We start from the raw sequence: 20,985 nt of genomic DNA, 5'->3' as shown, positions 1-20,985 counted from the left end.
CTCGCGCACTGCACACACCTGTGGGCAGGGCACGACTGCGCGCGGGACTACAGCCGGGACGTCGTCGCGTCGTCCTCCTCGCCGCCGAAGTACTGCTCCAGGACGGCGCGGAACACCGGCTGCCCGGGGTCGGCGTGCGCGAACAGCGTCATCGACGAGCGCAGCTTCACCGCGTCGACCGGCCCGAGCACCGCGGCGGCGTCGGAGCCGGGCAGCTCGGTGAGCGCCTGCGCGGACTCGACCAGCCGCGGGCCGAGCACCGGGTGGGCGAGGTAGGCGCGGGCCTCGTCGAGGCCGGAGATCGCGAACCGCTGCGCCGTCGCGCTGCGGCCGAGGCCGGCGACCTGCGGGAAGACGAACCACATCCAGTGGCTGGTCTTGTGCCCGGCGCGCAGCTCGGTGAGCGCCTGCGCGTACGTGTCGGTCTGCGCCTCCACGAAGCGGGCCAGCCGGTACGGGTCGTCCGCGGAGGAGGTCATCGGTCGTCTCCCGGGGTGGTGTCGGCGGTTGTCGGCGGTGACGTCGTCGGCGCCCGTCGTGCGGACGGCGAGGGTGAGCCCGGCGACGCGCAGCACCGGTCCGTGCGCGGTCTCGTGCACCCACGGGGCCACGGTGTTCAGGCAGGTGCCGGGGCGGACGGCGGCGCGCATGCGCACCGTGCCCTCCAGCCCCTCGACGCGGCGGGCCAGCTCCGACCACGGCAGCCGCCCGGCGACGCCGGTGGTCAGCGCGTCGGTGACGCGGACCCGGCCGGTGGGCGTGCTGAACGTCGTCCGCAGGACGTTCGTGTCGCCGGCGTAGCCGCGGCTGACGGTGAACTCGCCCTCGGGGCACAGCTCCAGGCAGCCGCCGTTGTCGGTGTCCAGCAGCGCGCCGAACACCGGCGGGCCGTCCATCTCCGGCAGCGGCAGCCAGTCGATCCGGCCGTCGCGGGCGACCAGGGCGAGGGTGCGGCCGTCGCCGATGGCGGCGTAGGTGCGCAGGTCGGCGTAGCCGAGGTCGTCGCGCTCGGTGACCGCCGAGTCCTCGCCGGCGCCCCAGCGCAGGCTGTCCACGCGGACGGCGCCGGGGCGCGGGACCTCGGTGCGGTCCGGGTCGACGCCGGAGTCCTCGGGCGCGGGCGGGATGCCGGGCATCGGGCGGGCGGTGGATCGCGCGGTGCCGGTCACGGGTCGCCGGTGCCCGGCCCGGGTCCGGGCGACACCCGGGTGGCCGCGCTCACAGGAGGACGATCGGCGTACGTGAGCTCGACCGTCTTCGACAGCACCGGCATCGAGACCGGCCCCGACGGCATGCGCCGCTACACCGGCCTGGCGCCGACCCTGCCCGCGCTGCTGTCCGCCACCGCCGCCCGGGTCCCCGGCCGCACCGCCGTCGTCGAGCCGGGCGGGCCGTCGGTGACCTACGCCGAGCTGGAGGAGCGCGCCCGGGTCGTGGCCGGCGGGCTGCGCGCGGCCGGCGTCGGGGTCGGCGACCGGGTGGCGCTGCGCATCGGCAACGGCCTGGACTGGGTGCTCGCGTTCTGGGGGACGCAGCTGGCCGGCGGCGTCGTCGTGCCGCTGAACACCCGGCTGTCGGAGCCCGAGGCGCGGTTCGTCCTCGACGACTGCGGTGCCGCCTACGTGGTGGAGCCGGGTGCTCCGCTGCCGGCCGGGGAGCCCGTCGAGCCGCACGACGCCGCGCCCACCGACGTCGCCGCGCTGTTCTACACGTCCGGCACGACCGGCCGGCCCAAGGGCGCGATGACGACGCACGAGAACTTCGCGACCGCGGCGGAGAACATGCGCCGCGTGCTCGGGCTGTCGCGCGAGGGCGGCGAGACGTCGCTGATCTCGGTGCCGCTGTTCCACGTCACCGGGTGCAACTCGCAGCTGCTCGGGCAGACGGCGATCGGCAACACCGTCGTCGTGATGCCGCGGTTCAGCCCGGCCGCGGTGCTGGAGGCGATCCCGGCGTTCGGTGTCAGCCTGCTGACCAGCGTGCCGACGATCTTCGAGCTGCTGCTGCGGCACCCCTCGTTCGCCTCGACCGACGTCAGCGGCGTGCGGGTGCTCAGCTACGGCGGGGCGCCGATCGCGCCGGAGCTGGTGCACCGGCTGATGGCGGCGTTCCCGAACGCGCGGGTGGGCAACGGCTTCGGGCTGACCGAGACCGCGGCGCTGGCGACCTACCTGCCGCACGAGTTCGCGCTCGAGCACGCCGACTCGGTGGGCTTCGCGGTGCCGGTGGACGACGTCCGGGTGGACCGGCCCGACCCGGACACCGGCGTGGGGGAGCTGCTGGTGCGCGGGCCGAACGTCGTCGCCGGCTACTGGGGCGACCCGGCGCGGACGGCGGAGACGTTCGGAGACGGGTGGCTGCGCACCGGCGACCTGGCGCGGGTGACCGACGGGATGGTGCGGATCGTCGACCGCGCGAAGGACATGATCAACCGCGGCGGCGAGAACGTGTACTCGGTCGAGGTGGAGAACGCGCTGGCCGAGCACCCGGACGTCGTCGAGGTGGCCGTGGTGGGCGTGCCCGACCCGGTGATGGGGGAGAAGGTCGGCGCGGTCGTCCAGCCCCGTGCCGGCGTCTCGGCCGAGGACCTGGTCGCCTCCCTGGCGCCGTTCGCGCGCGAGCGGCTGGCGGACTTCAAGGTGCCGCAGTTCGTGAAGATCCTCGACGCGCCGCTGCCGCGCAACGCCGGCGGGAAGGTGCTCAAGCACCCGCTGCGCGCGACGACCGACTGGACGCCCGTCCCGCGGTAGGCGCGTCAGGGACCCCAGTCGGTGAGCCGGGCGAAGACGACGACGTTGTCGAGGTAGTCGCCCGACTCCTCGTCGAACGCGCCGCCGCAGGTGATCAGCCGCAGCCCGGCGTGGTCGATGTCGCCGTAGACCTCGTCGGTGGGGAACTCGTCCTTCGGGTGCTCCTCGACGCGGTCGACGGTGAAGACGGCGGAGGTCCCGTCGGCCCGGTCGACGACGACCTCGTCGCCGGGCAGGAGCTCGTCGATGCCGGAGAACGCGCCCGGTTCACCGGCCCAGTCGACGTGCGCGGCGAGGATCGCCGGGCCGAGCTCGCCCGGCGTCGGCGACCCGTCGTACCAGCCGGCCGGGTAGGCGCCCGGCGGGACCTCCATGGTCCCGTCGCGTTCCAGTCCCAGGTCCATGAGCCGGGAGGTCATGTCGAGCGCGGGGATGGAGACGCGGGTCGGCTCGGACGGCGGCAGCACCAGCCTGCGCGCGTCGGCGGGGATCGGCCGCACGGGGAGGTCGAGGTGGAGCACCCGCCCGCCCGGAGACGAGGACGCGGCCTCCGACACGGTGACCGGCGCCGCGGAGACGCGGTGCGTGCCGCCGTCGCCCTGCTGGGCCGAGAGCCCCGTCGTCAGTGCGCCGACCACCAACAGCGCAGCGGCCGCTCCCGCCCAGGCCTCGGAGGCCTCGGCGGGAGCGGCCGCTGCGCGGGGCGGCACTGACGGAGTCAGGCCCGGGTGCGGGCGGTGCGGCGCGCGGCGACGGCGGCCCCACCGGCAGCGGCGAACGCGACGCCGCCGAGGACGAACGGCAGGCTGCTGCCCTCGTCGGACGAGCTGCCGTCACCGGCGGCCACGGCGCCGGCCGGGCGGGTGGCGACCTGACCGCCGCTGGTCGCGGGAGCCGGGGTGACGGCGGCCGGCGCACCCGCGCCGGTGGCGGCGTAGGCGTAGCTCTCGCAGGCGATGCCGTCGTTGTCGTCGTCGAGACGCTCGGGGTCACCGGGGACGGCGTCGAAGGCGGCCTGAGCCTCGGCCTGGGACGCGAAGTCGGGGCAGTCGCGGTCCGGGGCCGCGGACGCGGTGCCGGAGAGGACGACGGAGAAGCCGGCCGCCAGGACGGCGGCAGCAACGGTGCTGCGGATGCGCATGATCACTCCTAGTGAGGTGACGGTCACGTAGGAGGCTAGGAAAACGGCCCGGCTCCGTCCGGGAGCGACAGCGGGCTCGGGTTGACGAAACCGCGACCGGACGGTTGTCAGGACGTCGGCTGGAGCCCGTCGCGGCGCCTCGGCCGGTCTCCGCCGCCTCGCTGGGCGACCGCGCACGGTCCCCGGGCAGACGTCGTACCGCCGGTCAGGCAGCGCCGGCCTGCGCCTCGCGGGAGGCCGCGGCCGCCTCGGTGAGCGTCCGGGCGATGGCCCGCAGCGCGGCGCCGGTGACCGGGACGCGGCGCCGCTCCACCCGCTCGGGTGCGCTCCGTCGTTCGGCCGGAACGAGGCGCGGGGCGGGGACGGCGGCGGGACCGGTTCCCCGGGGCGGGAGGACGTCGCGGCACCAGCGCTCGCAGTCGGCCAGCAGGTTCCCGGTGGTGAGGGGAGCGGCCATGACCGTCTGGAGCCGGGTGCGGGGGTGCATGCGGTCCTCTCGTTCCGGGGGCATGGTCGCGCCCGTTCCCTACTCGTATCGGCAGGCCGGCCCTCATGCGGAACGGCGCGCCGGTGCTACAGTTGATCATCGTCCGCGTGCCGCTCACGCCGGCGTGTCAGCGCGTGTCGCGTGCACGCAGCCGATGATCAACTGGCTGGGAAGAGGCGCGGCCGTCTCACCTGGCCGAGCGGTCCGCGTCCTGTCCGGCGGTGATCTCGTCGGCCGCGACCCCGAGATCGGGGAGCGCGTCCAAAGTCGGGGCGTCGGCGCGGAGGCCGGGTGCCGTCACGGCGGTCGCCCGCCGCTGCTGCGTCGGCGGCAACCGGAGGCCGGCGCAGTTCGTCTGCGTGTGCTCGCGGTGGTGCCGCATCCAGGTGATGACGTCGAGGGTGCGCAGGTCGGTCACCCCCGACGGGATGCCCGACGCCTCCCGGGCCGCGCTCAGGCGCTCGCCCAGCACCCCGCCGTCCTCCGCGAAGAGGCCGAGCAACCAGTTCCACACACCGGCCGGCCGCCCGAACGCGCACCGGACCACGCGGTCGTACACGGGGATGAGCCTCGGTCGCTTGCGGGCTAGCAGCTTGCCCGTGATCACCCAGCCCATGCCGTGTGGTTCCTCCAGCAGGTCCCAGACGACGCGGGCGTGGGACGCGGTCGCGAACAGCTCGACGGCCCGCGGATCGCTGATCGCGACGTCGGTGGGGATGTGCGACAGGTGGTCCGAGACGGACAGGCCGAGGTCGCCCTCCAGCAGCGCGAGCGCGACGTCGCCGGGGACGTCGACCTCCAGCATCGTCACCGCCACCAGGTCCTCGTAGGTGATCCGGTCGGCGGTGTCGGGCCGGTCGCCACCGCCGGCGAGGAACTCGAACCGGCTGCCGGAGTAGGTCGGCATCCGGCGCGGCGGGCGACCCGGCTCGTAGTAGGCGACGAGGTCGTCCACCGCGCGGGGGTCGTCGACGAGGCGCAGCAGGTCATCGAGCGTGAGCACGCACGGCACCCTGCCTGACGCGTCCGACGGTCACGCCGGGAGCAGTGCCTCCAGGCCCTGCTCGGAGTCGGCGGCGATCGCGCGGCCGACGGCGACCGCGTGGGTCATCCGCAGCGACCCGGCCAGCCACAGCAGGATGTCGTGCAGCCGCACCCGGCCGAGCGGGCGGCCGAGCAGCCGCGCCGTCGCCGTCTCCAGTGCGGCGAACGCGCCGGCGTTGGCGGTGAGCTCGCGGTGGACGATCGCCGCGGCTCCGCTGTCGCCCTCGCGCAGGTGGCCCCACAGCTGACGGCGGGTGTGCCCGTCGGTCAGCGGCACCAGCGCGGGGGAGCGGTGGTGCAGCGCGGCGACGACGTGCCGCGCCCCCGGCCCCTCCGCCACCGACCGGAGCGACGCCCCGACGGTGCCCGGTTCCATCAGCACCGAGAACTCGTCGGCGGGCAGCTCCCACAGCGGTCGCCCGTTCGCCCGCGCGAGCGCCGCGGCGTAGTCCGGCCAGACGTCGTCGAGCCGGCCGCGCACCTCCCGCCACCCCGCCGGGTCGAGCCGGCCGTGCAGGCCCTCGGCGAGCAGGACGTCGCGGTCGGTGGGGCCGTCGCCGGTCGCGGGCGGCTGCCCGTCGAAGCGGTCGAAGGCGTAGGCGAGCACCTGCACCCACCGGCCCTGCGGCACGCTCGGGGAGCGGAAGAACAGCGGACGGCGCCCGCGCGCGTACCCCAGGACGGCGGCCAGCGCGGTGGCCAGCGGGATCGGGTCGGGCCCCGCGCTCGGGAGCACGAGGGCAGCCGCGTCCGGTCCGACCGACACGGGCCCATTCAACTCCGTCCGCGGCTCGGCGCGGCCGAAGCGGGAGGACGCGCGCCGGGGAGTCGGTCGTACCTCGGCGCGCCGCTCATTCCCGGGGACGGCGGCGGTCTGCCCTGGCATGACGATCGACCTGGGACCCGCAGCGGCCGCCACGGCGGGGGTCGTGGCCGGGATCCGCGACGACCAGCTCACCGCCCCCACCCCGTGCGACGGGACGACCGTGGCCGGGCTGCTCGGCCACCTCGCCGGGCTCGCCTACGCCTTCCGCATGGCCGCGGAGAAGACGCCCGTCGACGGCACCGCCTCCACCGACCCCGCGCACCTGCCCGCCGACTGGCGCACCTTCGTCCCCGCGCAGCTCGACGCGCTGGCCGCGGCCTGGCGCGACCCCGCGGCGCACGAGGGCATGACGGCGGCGGGCGGGGTGGACATGCCGGGGGAGGTGGCGGCCGTCGTCGCGCTCGACGAGGTCGTCGTCCACGGCTGGGACCTCGCCGCCGCCACCGGTCAGCGCTACGAGGTCGCCGACGCGGACGCCGACACCTGCCGTGCGTTCGCCGAGTCCTTCGGCGACGACCGCCCGCCGGACCTGTACGGCCCGGTCGTGCCGGTGCCCGCCGACGCCCCCGCGCTCGACCGGCTGCTCGGCGTCACCGGCCGCGACCCGGGCTGGAAGCCGCCGGCCTAGCCGAACCGCCAGAGCACCGGCTCGCCGCGGCAGTCGCTGACCACCGAGGCGCGGCCGGACCCGTCGACGTCGGACCCGTCGACCGCGCCGCCGTCGCACAGCTCCACCTCGGCGACCACCTCGCCCGCCGCCAGGTCGACGCTGCGCTGCAGCACCCGCGGCACCTCGCCGTCGGCCACGGTGTCGACGAGCGTGGCCCTGTCCCCGTCGACCGTCACCAGCGCCGGCAGGTCACCGGGCACGGTGGCCAGCACCTCGGAGCCGCGGGTGATGGAGACGTCGCCGGACCCGCCGACGGTCGCGTACACGTCGCCGTCGACGACGGTCAGCGGGCCGGCGGCACCCGGGCCGGTCGGCACCTCGCCGATCATCTGCAGCGCGGCGTCGACGATGACGACGGAGGCGCTGCGCCCGGTGTCCGTGGCGACGACGACCATGCCGTCCCCCGAGACGTGAAGGTCGCGGGGCGTGCCGGGCAGCGCCACCTCGTCGCGGACGACGCCGCTCTCGGGGTCGACGGCGACCAGCCGGTGCGCGCCGTCGATGCCGCTGAGCGAGAGGAGCAGCACGCCGTCCAGAACGACGGCGTCGAGCGCCGAGACATCGGCGGCCCCGAGTGTGCCGACCGGCTCGGGCGCGTCGGCGCGCCGCAGGTCCGCCTCGACGAGGGCGACGCGCCCGGCGGCGAACCCGACGACCACCACGCCCTCGCCGTCCGCGGCGATGCGGGTGAGGCCGGGCCGCTCCGAGTCGAGGCCGCGGAGCGGGACGGCGGTGACGGTGCCGTCGGCGGCGACGTCGGCGAGGGTGAGCGGGTCGCCGGGCAGCGCCAGCAGCGCGACCGACCGGCCGTCGGCGGTGGCGGCCACGTCGAGCACCTCGGCGTCCGCGCCCGCGACGTCGGCCAGCGACACCGTCGTCGGCCCCGGGATCGCCGTGCCCGCGATCGCCCCGCCACAGCCGGTCAGCAGGAGAGCGGCGAGCACGAGCCCGGGGCTGGGGCGCATGCCGGCAGAGTGTGACCGGGGCCCACGGGCGCGACAAGCAGTCGCGACGCGGCCGGACGCGCGAGCCTTTCGCGCGCGAAAGGCTGCGGCGGCTGTCCGACGAGCTGGTCAGTCGTAGGGGTTCGTGAGGACGGCGGCGGCCTCGACGACGTCGAACGTCACCGGCGGGCCATCGGTCGTGGTTGTGCCGGGGACGTCGGCCGGCGCGCTGCCGTCGACGGTGAACGTCGCGCCCCACGTGACGGTGAGCGACGCGGTGTACGTGCCCGAGCGGTAGAGGTGCTCGGTGGCCTGCTCGGGATAGGCGCCGCCGGGGACGGTCGTGGTGAGCGTGGGCGCGGCGGGGTCGCCGGTGCGCCAGGTGTAGCGCTGCGCCTCGGCGACGATGACGACGGCGTAGCCGCGGACGTCGACGGTGAAGGTCTGGGTGGTCGGAGCGTCGGTCCAGAAGACGACCGGCAGACCGGCCAGGCCCCGGCCCGGCGGCGCGTGCGAGGTGGTCAGCTGCGGCAACGGCAGCCGCTGGAAGTAGGCGAACACCTCCTCCGGCGACGGCGGCGGGTTGAGCGCCGTGATGTCGATGCACGCCGTGCGAAGCGTGGCCCACCGCCCGAGCAGGTCCCCTGGCCCGAATCCAGCAGGGACGTCAACCACAGCTGTCCCGTCTGGGCGCACCACTGGTCGCTGCTGGACGGAGAGATAGCGCACCGACTGTCCCGGTTCGGCCGGGCACACCTGAAAGTCGCTGCCGTTGCAGGAGCCCTCCGCCTCGTCGGAGACGACGCACGGCGCCACCAGCCGCCATACGAAGTCGACAGCTGCCGTACCGCCGCCGCTCACGAGTGCTGTGACTGCACCGCCCGAGTACTCGACCGTCGCTGCGCCGTCATTCAAGCCTGCGCCGGGACAAGTGCGGAATCGGCAGTCGGCGCTGGCTGCCAGGCCATCGATCGCAACAAGGGCGGGTGTGAGCAGCGCTAGAACCAGTAGGCGCCAAGCGAGACGTCTCATCCCAGGTTGAATCCAACAACAAGCCAAGAGTGACTCGCGTCGGACCAAATCAATCCGATCCCAGACCCCAGGTTGGGCTCGGCGGGGTATCCCGGGTCGATGACGTTTCCTGCTCGATCGATGATTGACACGGCCTCCTGGCGGGCGCCGAACACAATCTCTGCCTCGTCCCCACTGACGACGGGCGGCGGCACATCGTTCAGCGCGAGCTCACCGCCGACATAGCGTTCGCCAGCAGCTGCCGTCTCGTCGTAGACGTTGGCGATGCGCTGACACTCGTCGCAGTCCGGACCTAGGTCACGGAGAGGCTGGCCCGCAGGAATCGCCTGCTGCCGGTTGAGCAGCTCGATCCAGTAACGGAGGAAGGCCTCGGCGCCGGCGGCGTCCTGGGTGCGGGCCTCGGGCGGCACCGGGAAGTCGGCCGGGCCCACCACGGGCAGGGCTTCGGTGGTGCTCGCGGGCGCCGACGTCGTCGGCAGGCTCGTGCTCGGCGCCTCGTCGTCGTCACTAACCGCGCAGGCGGGCAGCAGCAGCGCCGCGCCGACGACCACTGCGATGAGGCTCGTCCGTCCGGTGCCGGGGTTCCGCACGATCGCGGACGATAACCAGAACAGCACCGCTCCGGATCGCACCCTGGGGACAACCCACCCGAACGGCTACCCGAGCACGAACGCGGTGGTCGACGAGTTGTCCCCTCCGACGCACGCGCCGATGACGGTCAGCCGGTCGCCGGTGAGCGCCACCCGGCCGAAGGTGCCCTGCCCCTCGCACAGCCGGCCGGCCGCGAGCTGCTCGCCGCTGGACAGGTCGAGCGTGACCAGGCCGGACTCCACCTCGAACCCGGCCACCGCCAGGTAGGCGACCCGCCCGTCGGGGGAGAGGGCCAGGTCGGCCGGGGCGCGGTCGGTGCCGGGGATGGGGTGCGCGGCGGTCACCTCGCCGTCCTCGACGACCGTCACGCGGAACGGGTCGTCGCCGTGGACGGTGAGCGTGACGACCGCGTCGCCGTCGTCGGTCAGCCGCAGCGCGGACGGGATGCTCGCCGGGCGGTCGGAGGCCAGCTCGACGAGCTCCGCCTGTCCCAGGTCCTCGGCCCAGGTGCCCAGGACGGCGACGTCGGCCAGGTCGAGCGCGCGGGCGTCGCTCATGAGCGCGACCGGCCCGTCGGGTCCGGCGGCGAGGGTCTCGACCGTGAGGCCGGGGTCGAGGTCGGTGGTTGCCTGCACCGCGCCGGTGGCCGGGTCGAGCGCGGCCAGCCGACCCCCGCCGGTGACGTACAGACGGCGGCCGTCGGGGGAGAGCGCGGCGGTGTCCCCGTCGACGCCCAGCTCGACGGTGCCGCCGCCCACGGTGGTCAGCCGGCCCGGGCCGAGGACGAGGACGGCGCCGTCGGGTCCCACGAACAGCTGCTCGCCGGGGCCGTCCAGCCGCTGCACGTCGCCGACGCCGTCCTCACCGACCGGCGCCAGGTAGGTGACCGACGGGTCGGCGCTGTCGGCGAGGAGGACGAGCGCGCCGTCCGGACCGGCCGCCAGGTCGAGGACGTCCACGCCGGAGGGCGCGACGGCGTCGAGGTCGGCGGTGCCGAGGAGCTCGGTGAACGTCGTCGGCGCGGGGCTGGGGTCGCCCTCGACGCCGGTGCAGCCCGCAGCCATCAGCGCGACAAGAGCGAGAACGGCGGCGCGGCGGGCGGGCATGCGAAGGCTCCGGAGGTGGGGAGCCGAGTGTGGGACCGGCCCGCGCAGGGCGGCAACACGGCGTCGTGGTCTGATGCCTGCGGATGGTCCCCCGGGCCCGCGGGCCCCGATCCGGAGGTGCGCTCGTGGCTGACGCCGAGGTCCTGCTCGAGGTCGACGGCGGCGTGGCGGTGGTGACGCTCAACGCGCCCGACCGCCGCAACGCGCTGACGCCGCAGATGGCCGGCGAGCTGATCGACGTGTTCGACGAGGTCGATGCCAAGCCGGAGGTCGGGGCGCTCGTCGTCCGGGCGGTGGGGAAGTCGTTCTGCGCGGGCGGCGACGTCGCGACCCTGACGAACGCCGGCAAGGACCCGGCCGCGCCCGACGCCTACGAGGGCATGGGCCGGATCTACGACTCCTTCTACCGGCTGGGACAGGTCAAGGTGCCGACGATCGCGGCCGTCCGCGGGTCCGCCGTCGGCGCCGGGATGAACATGCTGCTGGCCGCCGACCTGCGGATCGTCGCGGACGACGCCCGGCTGCTGGCCGGCTTCCTCAAGCGCGGCCTGCACCCCGGCGGTGGGCACTTCGTCATCCTGTCCCGGCTGATCGGCCGCGAGGCCGCCGCGGCGATGGCGCTGTTCGGCGAGGAGATCAACGGCACGAAGGCCGTGGAGCTGGGCCTGGCGTGGGAGTCGGTGGACGACGCCGCCGTCGAGGACCGCGCGCTCGAGCTGGCCCGCCGCGTGGCCGCCGACCCGGAGCTCGCCCGCGTGGCCGTGGGCAACTTCCGCAGGGAGGTCGTCAACGGCGCGGTGAGCTGGGAGGTCGCCACCCAGTTCGAGCGCCCCGCGCAGATGTGGTCGATGCGCCGATCCGCCAAGGACTGAGACCGCTCACACCGCCTCGGGGACGTGCAGGTGGGCGAGGACGAGGTCCATCTCGGCGACGTCCACGATCTTGGCGCCCAGGGCCTGCGCGAACTGCTCCCGCAGCGAGCGGGCGTGCCGGCGCACCAGCCCCGCGGCGTCGCGGTCCTCGAAGCTGGTGACGCTGACCGTCCGGCCGAGGCGCCGGTCGACCAGCATGCTGACGCTGCAGAAGCCGGGCAGCTCCTGCAGCTTGGGCAGCAGGTTGTGCCGGTAGGCGTCGAGCAGGTCGTCGAGGTGGTTCGGCGCGATGCGGGCCCAGGTGACCTGCGCCCCGGCGCCGTCCCCGGCCGGACGGTCCCGGTGGAGGACCGCGATGTCCCACTCCCGGACGTCGGCGTGCCCGCCGCCGAGGACGTGCACCAGGCGGTGCTGCACCGTGCGGTCCTCGGCGGCGGTGGCGCGCATGGCCTGCTCGTCCCTCCAGGCGGTCGCGACGATGCAGCGGCCGCTGTCGCGGTCGGCGAGCATGGAGAGGCCGACGCAGCCGTCGGTGTCCTGGACCGTCGGCAGGACGTCGTCGCGCACGTACGCGATGGCGGCGTCGATACCGGCCGTGTTGCCGCGGATGCTCGTGGACCGTGCGTGCATGCGCCGCTCTCCTGACCTGGCGGGGACGCCCCTGCGGCGTCACGGCTCAGCCTGTCGACGCACGGTGCGCGAGGCAATGGCCCAGCCGTCGGGCAGCCTCCCCGGGCCGGTCCACGTCAGTGGACGGCGCGCTCCTGCCCGGCCCAGTAGGGCCGGCGCAACTCGCGCTTGAGCACCTTGCCGACGGGGGAGAGCGGCAGCGCGTCGACGACGTCCATCGACCGCGGCGTCTTGTACCCGGCGAGCTGGTCGGCGCAGAAGGCCCGCAGCTCCTCGAGGGTGACGGCGGCGCCGGCCGCCGGGACGACGACGGCGTGCACGCGCTCGCCCCACGTCTCGTCGGGGACGCCGATGACCGCGCAGGTGGCCACCGCCGGGTGCTGGGCGAGGACGCTCTCCACCTCGACCGAGTACACGTTCTCCCCGCCGGAGATGATCATGTCCTTGATGCGGTCGGTGAGGTACAGGTAGCCCTCGTCGTCCATCCAGCCGGCGTCGCCGGTGTGCATCCAGCCGCCGCGCAGCGCCTCGGCGGTCTCCTCCGGCCGGTCCCAGTAGCCGAGCATCACGTGGCCCCCGCGGACCACGATCTCCCCGACCTCGCGGCGGGGCAGCTCGACGTCGTCCGGGCCGACGACGCGCACCTCGGCGTGCGGCGCGGCGCGCCCGACGGAGCGCCGGTGCGCGGGGTCCTGGTGGTCGTCGGGGGTGAGCACGGTGGCCGCCGGGGCGAGCTCGGTCATGCCGTAGGCCTGCATGAACCGGGCGTTGGGCAGCGCCTTCATCGTCCGGCCGAGCAGGGCGTCGGACATGGGGGAGGCGCCGTACATCACCCGGCGGACGCTGGTCAGGTCGAACTCGTCGACCCGCGGGTGGTCGACCACGAGCTGGATCATCGTGGGGACCAGCAGCAAGTCGGTGACGCCGTGCTCCTGGACGGCGGTCAGCACGGCGACCGGGTCGAACACCGGGATCATCACCTGCGTCCCGCCGACCACGACGGCGCCGACCCAGTTGGAGAAGGCGGCGAGGTGGAACATCGGCGCCGAGTGCAGGCCCACCCGGCCGGGCGGGAAGTGGTCGGTGGCCAGCCCACCCATGGACGACGTCAGCAGGTTGTCGTGGCTGAGCATGACGCCCTTGGACCGGCCGGTGGTGCCGCCGGTGTAGAAGACGCCGGCGAGGGCGTCGCCCCCGCGGCGGACGTCCTCGACCGGTTCGGACGTCGCGACCAGCTCCTCGAAGGCGAGCATGCCGTCGGGGGTCGGGCCGTCGCCGGCGTGGACGACGTGCTCCAGGCGCGGGTGGGCCGCCCGGATGGGCTCGGTGTACGCGGCGAAGACGTCGTCGACGACGAGGACCCGGGCGTCGACCTCGGCGAGGGAGTCGGCGATCTCGGGGACGCTCCACCGGATGTTGACCGGGACGACGACGCCCCCGGCCCACAGCGTCGCGCCGAGGAACTCGTGGTAGCGGTCGGAGTTCAGGGACAGGACGGCCGCGCGCTCGCCGTCCCGGATCCCGAGCTGCTGGAGAGCGGCGGCCAGGCGGGCGATCCGGTCGACGGACTCGGCGTGAGTCCGGGTGCGGCCGGCGCAGACGGTGGCGATCTCGTCCGCGCGCTGCTGGACGTGGCGGTGCAGACCCTGGGTGACGTACACGGTGCCGACCTCCCGATCCGGGTGGGACCCGGAGCGTCGCGACGACGGGTTGTGCGGCGACAGAGGCGGACGGCCCTGGGGCCGCAGGAGGGCGCGGTCCCGCCGAGCTCGAGGCCACCATCGGGGAGGGCCGGCTCGGCGCCTCGACGTCGAGGTGTCCCGGTGCCGCAGCGTGTTCCGTCGGTGACGCTCGGCCGCTAGCGTCGCCGCGCGTGACCGCCGCCGTCCCGACGCCCCGCCTGCCCGACTTCGCGCCGGCCGGCGTCCCGCTGCCCGATCCGCGGGCGGCCGTCGCCGAGGCGGCCCGGCTGGCCGCGATCGCCAGCTACCGGCTGGGCGGGCACGCCGGGGTGTCCGACCTCGACGCCGTCGTCGCGTACATGGCGGAGACGGTGGAGGCGCCGATCGCGGTCATCAACCTGGTCGGCCCGGACGAGCAGTGCTTCCCGGCCGAGCGGGGCGCGGGCGCGCCGTACTCACACGTGCCCGACGAGTTGTCGTTCTGCGCGTACGTGGTGGCGCTGCGGACGCCGCTGCAGGTGGCCGACGCGCTCGACCACCCGGTCTTCCGCGACAACCCGGCCGTGGCGGCCGGCGCGATCCGCTCCTACCTCGGGGTGCCGCTGATCGACGAGGACGGCTTCGTCCTCGGCTCGCTCGGCGTCTTCGACGACGAGCCGCGGGCGTTCTCGTCGGCCGAGCAGGAGCTGCTGGAGAACCAGGTGCGGCTGGTGCGCAGCGTGTTGTCGCTGCGGCGTCAGGTGGCCGCGCACCGGTGGGACGGCGAGCTGCTGGCCGCGCAGGGCCGGACGCTGGAGGCGGTGGCAGCCGGGCTGCCGCTGGAGACGGTGCTCGAGACGCTGGCCTCGTCGACGGCGGGGCTGGCCGAGGACGCGGACGCCGACAAGGCAGTGCGGCTGCAGGAGACGGTGGACCGGCTGACCGCGGTGGCGACCAAGGCCGACGGCTGGCGGCAGGCGCTGCTGCGGTCGGCCCGGCAGGACCCGCTGACCGGGCTGGCCAACCGCAGCCACCTGCTCGATACCGGCCGGGCGGCGCTGGCGGTCGGGGGAGCGGTGCTGTTCGTGGACGTCGACCGGTTCAAGGAGGTCAACGACCGCGGCGGGCACGCGGTGGGGGACCAACTGCTCGTACGGCTCGCCGACCGGCTGCGCCGGCACGTGGAGCGGGAGCTGCCGGGGGCTGTGGTCGGCCGGCTCGGCGGGGACGAGTTCGTGGCGGTGCTGCCGGGAGTGGACGCTGCCACCGCGGAGGCCATCGGCCATGGGCTGGCCGCTGTCCTGGTGGACGAGGTCGAGGTGGGACGGCGGACGGTACGGGTGTCGGCTTCAATCGGGCTGGCGATGGCTGCGGCCGGGACGACGCTGGACGAGGTCCTCTCGCTGGCGGACCGCGCGATGTACGGCGCCAAGGAGCGCGGCCGTGGTGTCCTGCACATGGTCGACGCCGGGGACCAGCCGAGATCGCGCTAGAGCCCCGACTGGCGTCCATGCCAGCCCTTCGCGTGACCGCCGACCCGGAGCTGTCCGGCTGGCGATGAGCGACCTCTACGCGGCTAACAACGACGATGTGAGCTGGGAAGTCGTCACTCAGTCGAGCCCCAGATGGCTCGCCTCCCTGATCGATCGAGGAGCGGGCGGCGGCGCTTCGCCTCGATTTGGTTACGGACTGTTTCGATTCAGACGTGCCGTCCTGGTCGTCAGTTAACGTCCCCGAGTTGAACCCTCCGGTCTAGGAGGCCTGACATGTCTGGGAGCCGTAGCCCGAGAAGGCGCAGCCCTCACCCGCACGCTGCCGCCGACAGTGCCGCTACTCGGCGAACCAGGTGGTAGACCCCTGCACCAAGATTAGAGAGGAATGAAGTGAGCGAGTTTGCACAAGTCCCGTTCGACGCTAGTGAGTTCGTGGACAACCCCGAGCCACGTTGTCCGTGTCTTCTCCTCCTCGACACGTCGGGGTCCATGCAGGGGCAGCCGATCCAGGAGCTCAATGAAGGGCTCCGCACGTTCGCCTCGCAGCTGACGTCTGACGACCTCGCAGCGAAGCGCGTTGAGGTCGCGGTCGTCTCCTTCGGGCCTGTTCAGGTCGAGTCCGACTTCGTCACCGCGGACAGCTTCTTGCCCCCCGTGCTCAACGCGCACGGTGGTACGCCTCTCGGTGAAGCCGTCGTCACGGGCCTGGACCTCGTCGAGAGTCGGAAGGCGCTCTACAGGTCGCAGGGAATCAGCTACTACCGTCCTTGGATCTTTCTCATTACTGACGGGGCTCCGACGGATTCGTGGCGCGAGGCGGCGACACGGGTGCACAACGGGGAGGAGACCAAGTCCTTCAGCTTCTTCGCCGTAGGGGTCGAAGGTGCTGACATGAGCGTCCTGTCACAGCTCAGCTCGCGTAAGCCGCTAGGGCTTCGTGGTCTGGACTTCCGCGGACTCTTCACGTGGCTGTCCAACTCCATGAGCTCGGTCTCGCAGTCGCAACCAGGTGACGCAGTCGCGCTCTCCAACCCGGCGGTGCCGGACGGCTGGGCGATGGTGTGAGGTGGCGCTACGCAGCGGCAAGTGTCGAGGGCACCAGCCACGTACGTGACGGCCGGCCAGGCCAGGACGCCCACCGCTGTTCGGTCAAGGAGACCCCCGACGGGCCAGTTCTCATCGTCGCGGTGAGCGACGGTGCCGGCAGCGCCGCGCGAGGTGGGGACGGATCCACCTTCATCTGCGATGACCTCGTGCGCCGTTTGGAGGCAACCTCGACGCCCCAGGCGGAGGTTGATTGTCTGGAGTGGCTGCGAGACTGCATCGCGCAAACGCGTGGCGCCCTGATCGCCCATGCGGAGGAACAGGAACTGCTGCCGCGCGAGTTCGCCGCGACGTTGCTTTGCGCTGTGCTGGCGCCGCAATGGTCGGTGTTCGCCCAAGTAGGAGACGGCGCCATCGTCGTGTCTGAACAGGGCACTGATGAGTGGGCTTGGATGTTCTGGCCCGAGAGGGGAGAGTACGCAAACTCAACCACCTTCTTGACCGACGCCTCAGCGCTCGCGTCGTTGCAAGTTGATGCGATGGGCGAGGGGCTTGACGAAGTGGCAGCTTTCACCGACGGCCTCCAGCACCTCGTTCTGCACTATGCGGACCAGGCGGTGCACAGTCCGTTCTTTGAGCGTATGTTCGGACCTGTTCGCACCTCCGAAGTCTCAGGTGAAGACAGGGCGCTCAGCAAGGGCCTTGACGAGTACCTGCGCAGTCCCACAGTCGCTGCTCGTGCGGATGATGATCTCACGCTCGTCATGGCTTCTCGGCGCGACGTGGGGTGAGTGTTGGACGAGCTCGTTGACGTCCACGGCCGACCGCTTCGCATAGGGGAGCAGCTGGGCAAGGGTGGAGAGGGGACGGTGTTCCGCCTCGCGAATCGGCGGGACATTGCGATCAAGGTCTATGGCTCTCCGCTGGCCGGCGACCGTGCCCGCAAGATCGAGCTTCTCGCTGCGTCGGCCGGACCCGACGTCCAGACGTTCACGGCGTGGCCAATTGGACTTGTTCGAGACAGGGCTGGCCGGGCGCGGGGCCTCCTGCTTCCGGTCGTCGAGCAGGCTAAGGACGTGCACAATCTGTACACGCCCGGTAGCAGGCGGAAGGCCTTTCCGGACGCGGACTGGCGGTTCCTCGTCCACGTAGCAGCAAACCTCGCTCGTGCCTTCGCCGCCGTGCACGCGAAAGGGCTAGTCATCGGGGATGTTAACCACGGATCGGTGCTGGTCGCACGAAATGGCACGGTGCGGCTGATAGATGTGGACAGTTTTCAAGTCCCTGTCCCTGGAGCTTCTCCGCTGTTGTGTACCGTCGGCGTTTCGCTGTTCACGCCGCCAGAGCTGCATGGAGTCTCATTCGAGAGTCTTGTTCGGACGTCGCACCACGATGGTTTTGGACTGGCTGTCCTGCTCTTCCAATTGCTGTTGCTGGGGCGGCACCCCTACGCAGGTGTATACGCCGGCTCAGGTGACATGCCCATCGAGAAGGCTATCGTTGAGCACAGATTTGCTTACGGATCCGCTGCCAAGAGTCGGAAGATGGCGCCACCGCCCAACGCGGTCGGTCTGAACATCCTGCCCGACTATGTGGCCCAGTACTTCGAGTGGGCATTCTCCGCTAGAGCGCCGCGTCGGGGTAGGCCAGAGGCCGCCCAATGGGTTCGTGCACTCGATCGCCTCGGGCAAGAGCTTGTCAGATGCGGCCGAAATCCGACGCACCAGTACGCGAGGTCGCTACAGCAGTGTCCTTGGTGTCAGTTCGAACGGAAGACGAAGGTAACGCCTTTCGGGTCCCCGCCGGCAGGCTCAGGGGCGTCTCAGGCGGGTAATGAATACGCCGGACTGATGGCTGCGATCGCTGCAGTTCAGGTTCCCGTACCTGTGAGCGTCGCGCAAGCACCAAACGTGAATGCAAGCCGGTCCGCTGAGGCAGCATCCCGCGTACGGTTTCCAACCGTTCTTCTCTTCACGTTTGGGGCCTTGGCGATCCCAGGTGGCTTGGTGCTCATGCCGGCGGGCTTGGTGCTGGTCATCATCGGCGTTGTACTCCTTGTTGTCGGGCATAACAGTCACCAGGCGAAGAAGACACCTTGGATTGAGGCGTACCGCATGGCCAAGAGTGACTTTGATGCGGCGAGCGGCGCCTTCGTGACAGCGAACCGTTTTCCTTCCTATGTCCGTGCTCAAGAGGAAGTCCAGCGAGCTGCTCGAGCATGGGATGAACTGCCGCGGTGGCGAGCCCTGCAGAGTCGAGAGCTAGAGCAAGGCAAACGGGAGGAGCAGCTCCGTAGATTCCTTGACGCCAAGTCGATTCGAGGCGCTCGTATCCAAGGCATAGGCCCGTCGCGAGCCGCAACCCTCGCTTCCTTCGGTATCACCACCGCTGCAGATGTCGAATACGCACGGATCAGGCAGGTCCCAAGCTTCGGCGACGTTATGGCCGGTCGACTCATGGGCTGGCGGCGAAACGTCGAGCGCGCCTTCGTCTATGACCCCTCGCGCGCCGTGTCTCGGGATGCGGTGGAACGACTCGAGAGGGAGTTCGATGAGAGGCGGCGCAGAGCATTAGAAGCGATTCGCCGAAGCGCGCGGGCCCTCTCTGATGCGGCTCAGTCGGATCAGCGTGCCGCCAAGGACGCCGCACGCCGTTACGGGGAGGCCTCCGGTCGCCTTCGCCAGGCAGAGGCTGACGTCAAGGCTGCGACGGGTGGCCTACCGAGCTGAACAAGCGCGTCTCTCCCGAGCGCGACGCGTGTTCTGCAACGGCCGCTGCGGGAGCCTGACTGTTGAAGGGTGCGCTTCAGGCCCGACTAGGGTCCTTTGGGAAAGGGGCCTTAATGAGTGAGCGGAGGAGGGTGTGCGTTTGAGCGTCGGTCGAATAAAGTAGCGTCCCACGCATGCCCCGGCTGAGCAGGACCTTGTAGACGTTGCGGACGAGCGCGTCGAATTCTGAGTCGCTGACCCGCTTGGTGTTGCGAAAGTCGGGGTCCCGGTTGGCAGAGCGGACGGTGACCCACCGGTCATTCCGCCACACCAGGTCGGGGCCGATCAGGACGCCGTTCCAGTCGTACTCGAAGCCTTGGGCGGTGTAGACGCAGCCGACCTGCCCGAAGCCGCCCGGCTCGCTGGCCCACAGCGCCGACGGGGGAGCGCCCCCGACCGACCGGTCACCCTTGAGGTTCCACGGCCGCGCCCAGTCGCCGATCTGCACATCAGGGACGAGGGTTCCGTCCTTGCGCGGGTCGCTCCACGGCCAGCAGTAGCCAGCCGCCATGCGGGCGCCGTAGTGCTCCTCGAGCCGGGCGGCCAGCGCGGCCTCCATGGCCGATGGCGACTCGACGACGTGCACCTCGAAGTTGGGATCGCCGTCCCACGGAACCGGTCCGCCAGGGCGTAGCCCGAGCAGCCGCTCGACCCAGTCGATGTAGGCCTCGGACCCGCCGCAGCGGTACTGCGCGCTCAGGTCGACGTGGTGCACCTCTAGACCGCGTTTCCGTGCTGCTGCCTCGATGTCCTCCACCGTCCCGAGCTCCCCGGGGCGAACGACCTGGTTCTGGTCCAGCAGGAACACCGGCACTCGGGCGGCGTCGATGAGCTCGTCCACCTGGGCCTTGCCGGTGCGGTGCTCCGCCTTCGTCCAGCGGTTGGCGGAGGTCTCACGGAGCCGGTGCGCTTCATCTGCGATTAAGACGTCGAAGCCGTTCTTGTCGGCGTCCATGAAGCTGTTGAAGTACTTGAACAGTGACTGCACCTGTCGTGACCCGGCGCCGGCTACCCGTCGCAGCGTCTGGGTGAATGACCGCGAGCCGGTCGCGTGGATGGCCGATCGGCCGCGACGATTGAGCTCACCGAGCAACGACAGTGCGATGACGCTCTTCCCGCTTCCGGGTCCTCCGGAGACAACCACCACGCTCTTGTGGTCGCCGGTGCGAGCCTTCTCCACCTCGTGCATGACGAGGTCGAAGGCGACGCGCTGCTCGTCGAGCAGGACGAACTGCTCCCGGCGGCGGACCTCCTCGGCCGCAACGGCCATCAGCTGCTTGCTCGGGGCGATCGCCGAGTGCAGCAGCCGATCGGCGAAGACGCTGCCGTCAACGGGGGCGAGGCGGCTGCGCAGGAAGTTCAGCCACTCACCGCGGTTCTGACCGGTGAACAACCGGCCGAGCTCGTCCTGCGGGTAGTCGAACAGGCTGCCGACGCGGGACGTCGTCGCGTTGTGCAGATAGGCCACGCCGGCGAGGACGTCCGTCGTGCCGTGCAGGACGGACGTGAAGTCCAGCAGGTACTCGCCGTAGGCCCGGACCTGAGCCACCGGGTGCAGCACCGGGTGAGGGCCATAGGACGGCTGGACGACGAGCTCGACGTCGTCCTCGAACCGGTCAGCCTCGGTCCACTGCTTGAGCTCGACTACGACGTAGGACGGCCCGTCCCGGTGCGCGTGCCGGCCGGCCAGGACGACGTCGATCCGCTTGCTGCTCAGCGGCAGTTGGTGCTCGAGCAACACCTCGACCCGGTCGAGACCGGCTTGGAGCAGGTCGTCGGCGAGGACGCGGAGGCTGGCGTCCCAGGAGCGGATCTCGGACGCCGAGGCCCGGCGCTTTATCTGGAACGACATCTGCTCGGCGAGGACGGCGCCAAGGCGGCCGTCGCGGACGAGGTCGGCCAGACCTCGCGCGGAGGTGCGCAACA

The 20,985-nt window shown here is 72.3% G+C and carries 20 protein-coding genes; 7 read left to right on the top strand and 13 right to left on the bottom strand.

What is annotated here, in order from left to right:
* Nucleotides 1-47: 47 nt before the first annotated feature.
* Complete coding sequence (locus tag ACI79Z_RS05065) at nt 48-1,169, bottom strand: DUF1810 family protein (RefSeq protein ID WP_456901909.1); 1,122 nt, start codon at nt 1,167-1,169, stop codon at nt 48-50.
* Between the two features lie 72 nt (nt 1,170-1,241).
* Here ACI79Z_RS05065 and ACI79Z_RS05060 point away from each other — a divergent pair, with 72 nt between their 5' ends.
* The gene (locus ACI79Z_RS05060) at nt 1,242-2,750 is read left to right on the top strand and encodes a class I adenylate-forming enzyme family protein (RefSeq protein WP_456901908.1); all 1,509 of its coding nucleotides are present in this window, start codon (nt 1,242-1,244) and stop codon (nt 2,748-2,750) included.
* A 5-nt stretch (nt 2,751-2,755) separates the two neighbouring features.
* On the opposite strand, the gene ACI79Z_RS05055 is transcribed toward ACI79Z_RS05060, so the two are convergent.
* From ACI79Z_RS05055 to ACI79Z_RS05035, 5 genes are all read right to left on the bottom strand, one after another.
* Nucleotides 2,756-3,460, bottom strand: coding sequence for a class F sortase (locus ACI79Z_RS05055; RefSeq protein WP_456901906.1), 705 nt, complete (start codon nt 3,458-3,460; stop codon nt 2,756-2,758).
* Between the two features lie 8 nt (nt 3,461-3,468).
* Complete coding sequence (locus tag ACI79Z_RS05050) at nt 3,469-3,891, bottom strand: excalibur calcium-binding domain-containing protein (protein ID WP_456901905.1); 423 nt, start codon at nt 3,889-3,891, stop codon at nt 3,469-3,471.
* 205 nt (nt 3,892-4,096) lie between these two features.
* Entirely contained in the window at nt 4,097-4,378 is a 282-nt protein-coding gene (locus ACI79Z_RS05045) for a hypothetical protein (protein WP_456901904.1), read from the bottom strand.
* A gap of 187 nt (nt 4,379-4,565) precedes the next feature.
* Nucleotides 4,566-5,381 (bottom strand): DUF6308 family protein, encoded by an 816-nt coding sequence (locus ACI79Z_RS05040; protein ID WP_456901903.1) that lies wholly within the window; start codon nt 5,379-5,381, stop codon nt 4,566-4,568.
* Between the two features lie 30 nt (nt 5,382-5,411).
* Nucleotides 5,412-6,188, bottom strand: a complete 777-nt coding sequence (locus ACI79Z_RS05035; protein WP_456901902.1) for a hypothetical protein — start codon at nt 6,186-6,188, stop codon at nt 5,412-5,414.
* A 118-nt stretch (nt 6,189-6,306) separates the two neighbouring features.
* Here ACI79Z_RS05035 and ACI79Z_RS05030 point away from each other — a divergent pair, with 118 nt between their 5' ends.
* A complete protein-coding gene (locus ACI79Z_RS05030; RefSeq protein WP_387988739.1) occupies nt 6,307-6,876 on the top strand; it encodes a TIGR03086 family metal-binding protein in 570 nt (189 codons plus the stop codon).
* Here ACI79Z_RS05030 and ACI79Z_RS05025 read toward each other — a convergent pair.
* The 4 genes from ACI79Z_RS05025 to ACI79Z_RS05010 all read right to left on the bottom strand — a co-directional run bounded on the left by ACI79Z_RS05025 (nt 6,873) and on the right by ACI79Z_RS05010 (nt 10,591).
* Nucleotides 6,873-7,883 (bottom strand): hypothetical protein, encoded by a 1,011-nt coding sequence (locus ACI79Z_RS05025; protein WP_456901901.1) that lies wholly within the window; start codon nt 7,881-7,883, stop codon nt 6,873-6,875. The two genes, ACI79Z_RS05030 and ACI79Z_RS05025, sit on opposite strands and share 4 nt — an antisense overlap.
* A gap of 108 nt (nt 7,884-7,991) precedes the next feature.
* The gene (locus tag ACI79Z_RS05020) at nt 7,992-8,537 is read right to left on the bottom strand and encodes a hypothetical protein (protein ID WP_456901900.1); all 546 of its coding nucleotides are present in this window, start codon (nt 8,535-8,537) and stop codon (nt 7,992-7,994) included.
* Between the two features lie 353 nt (nt 8,538-8,890).
* A complete protein-coding gene (locus ACI79Z_RS05015; protein WP_456901899.1) occupies nt 8,891-9,511 on the bottom strand; it encodes a hypothetical protein in 621 nt (206 codons plus the stop codon).
* A 39-nt stretch (nt 9,512-9,550) separates the two neighbouring features.
* Nucleotides 9,551-10,591, bottom strand: a complete 1,041-nt coding sequence (locus ACI79Z_RS05010; RefSeq protein ID WP_456901898.1) for a hypothetical protein — start codon at nt 10,589-10,591, stop codon at nt 9,551-9,553.
* A 125-nt stretch (nt 10,592-10,716) separates the two neighbouring features.
* Here ACI79Z_RS05010 and ACI79Z_RS05005 point away from each other — a divergent pair, with 125 nt between their 5' ends.
* Nucleotides 10,717-11,463 carry an enoyl-CoA hydratase-related protein gene (locus ACI79Z_RS05005; RefSeq protein ID WP_387988744.1) on the top strand — a complete coding sequence of 249 codons (747 nt, stop codon included), beginning with the start codon at nt 10,717-10,719 and terminating at the stop codon, nt 11,461-11,463.
* Nucleotides 11,464-11,469: 6 nt separating this feature from the next.
* On the opposite strand, the gene ACI79Z_RS05000 is transcribed toward ACI79Z_RS05005, so the two are convergent.
* Nucleotides 11,470-12,093 (bottom strand): hypothetical protein, encoded by a 624-nt coding sequence (locus ACI79Z_RS05000; RefSeq protein WP_456901896.1) that lies wholly within the window; start codon nt 12,091-12,093, stop codon nt 11,470-11,472.
* A 116-nt stretch (nt 12,094-12,209) separates the two neighbouring features.
* Nucleotides 12,210-13,754, bottom strand: coding sequence for an acyl-CoA synthetase (locus ACI79Z_RS04995; protein ID WP_456901895.1), 1,545 nt, complete (start codon nt 13,752-13,754; stop codon nt 12,210-12,212).
* Nucleotides 13,755-13,966: 212 nt separating this feature from the next.
* On the opposite strand from ACI79Z_RS04995, the gene ACI79Z_RS04990 reads away from it, so the two are divergent.
* The 4 genes from ACI79Z_RS04990 (at nt 13,967) to ACI79Z_RS04975 (ending at nt 19,020) form a co-directional block, all read left to right on the top strand.
* Nucleotides 13,967-15,247, top strand: coding sequence for a diguanylate cyclase domain-containing protein (locus ACI79Z_RS04990; RefSeq protein ID WP_456901894.1), 1,281 nt, complete (start codon nt 13,967-13,969; stop codon nt 15,245-15,247).
* A gap of 390 nt (nt 15,248-15,637) precedes the next feature.
* Entirely contained in the window at nt 15,638-16,312 is a 675-nt protein-coding gene (locus tag ACI79Z_RS04985) for a vWA domain-containing protein (RefSeq protein WP_456901893.1), read from the top strand.
* Nucleotides 16,309-17,082 (top strand): PP2C family serine/threonine-protein phosphatase, encoded by a 774-nt coding sequence (locus ACI79Z_RS04980; protein WP_456901892.1) that lies wholly within the window; start codon nt 16,309-16,311, stop codon nt 17,080-17,082. Before ACI79Z_RS04985 ends, ACI79Z_RS04980 begins: the two co-directional genes overlap by 4 nt.
* Complete coding sequence (locus ACI79Z_RS04975) at nt 17,083-19,020, top strand: hypothetical protein (RefSeq protein WP_456901891.1); 1,938 nt, start codon at nt 17,083-17,085, stop codon at nt 19,018-19,020.
* 76 nt (nt 19,021-19,096) lie between these two features.
* Here ACI79Z_RS04975 and ACI79Z_RS04970 read toward each other — a convergent pair whose 3' ends face one another.
* On the bottom strand, nt 19,097-20,983 hold the full coding sequence (locus tag ACI79Z_RS04970) for a DNA/RNA helicase domain-containing protein (protein WP_456901890.1): 1,887 nt from the start codon (nt 20,981-20,983) through the stop codon (nt 19,097-19,099).
* Nucleotides 20,984-20,985 lie beyond the last annotated feature (2 nt).

The organism is Geodermatophilus sp. SYSU D00663, assembly GCF_054050655.1.
The sequence above is the reverse complement of the archived record's forward strand: the minus strand, read 5'-3'. Positions and strand labels throughout refer to the sequence as shown.

Coding starts and splice junctions, on each gene's coding strand:
- ACI79Z_RS05050 (WP_456901905.1), bottom strand. CDS start 3,891: ATGCGCATCCGCAGCACCGTTGCTGCCGCCGTCCTGGCGGCCGGCTTC.
- ACI79Z_RS05030 (WP_387988739.1), top strand. CDS start 6,307: ATGACGATCGACCTGGGACCCGCAGCGGCCGCCACGGCGGGGGTCGTG.
- ACI79Z_RS05025 (WP_456901901.1), bottom strand. CDS start 7,883: ATGCGCCCCAGCCCCGGGCTCGTGCTCGCCGCTCTCCTGCTGACCGGC.
- ACI79Z_RS05000 (WP_456901896.1), bottom strand. CDS start 12,093: ATGCACGCACGGTCCACGAGCATCCGCGGCAACACGGCCGGTATCGAC.
- ACI79Z_RS05010 (WP_456901898.1), bottom strand. CDS start 10,591: ATGCCCGCCCGCCGCGCCGCCGTTCTCGCTCTTGTCGCGCTGATGGCT.
- ACI79Z_RS05045 (WP_456901904.1), bottom strand. CDS start 4,378: ATGCACCCCCGCACCCGGCTCCAGACGGTCATGGCCGCTCCCCTCACC.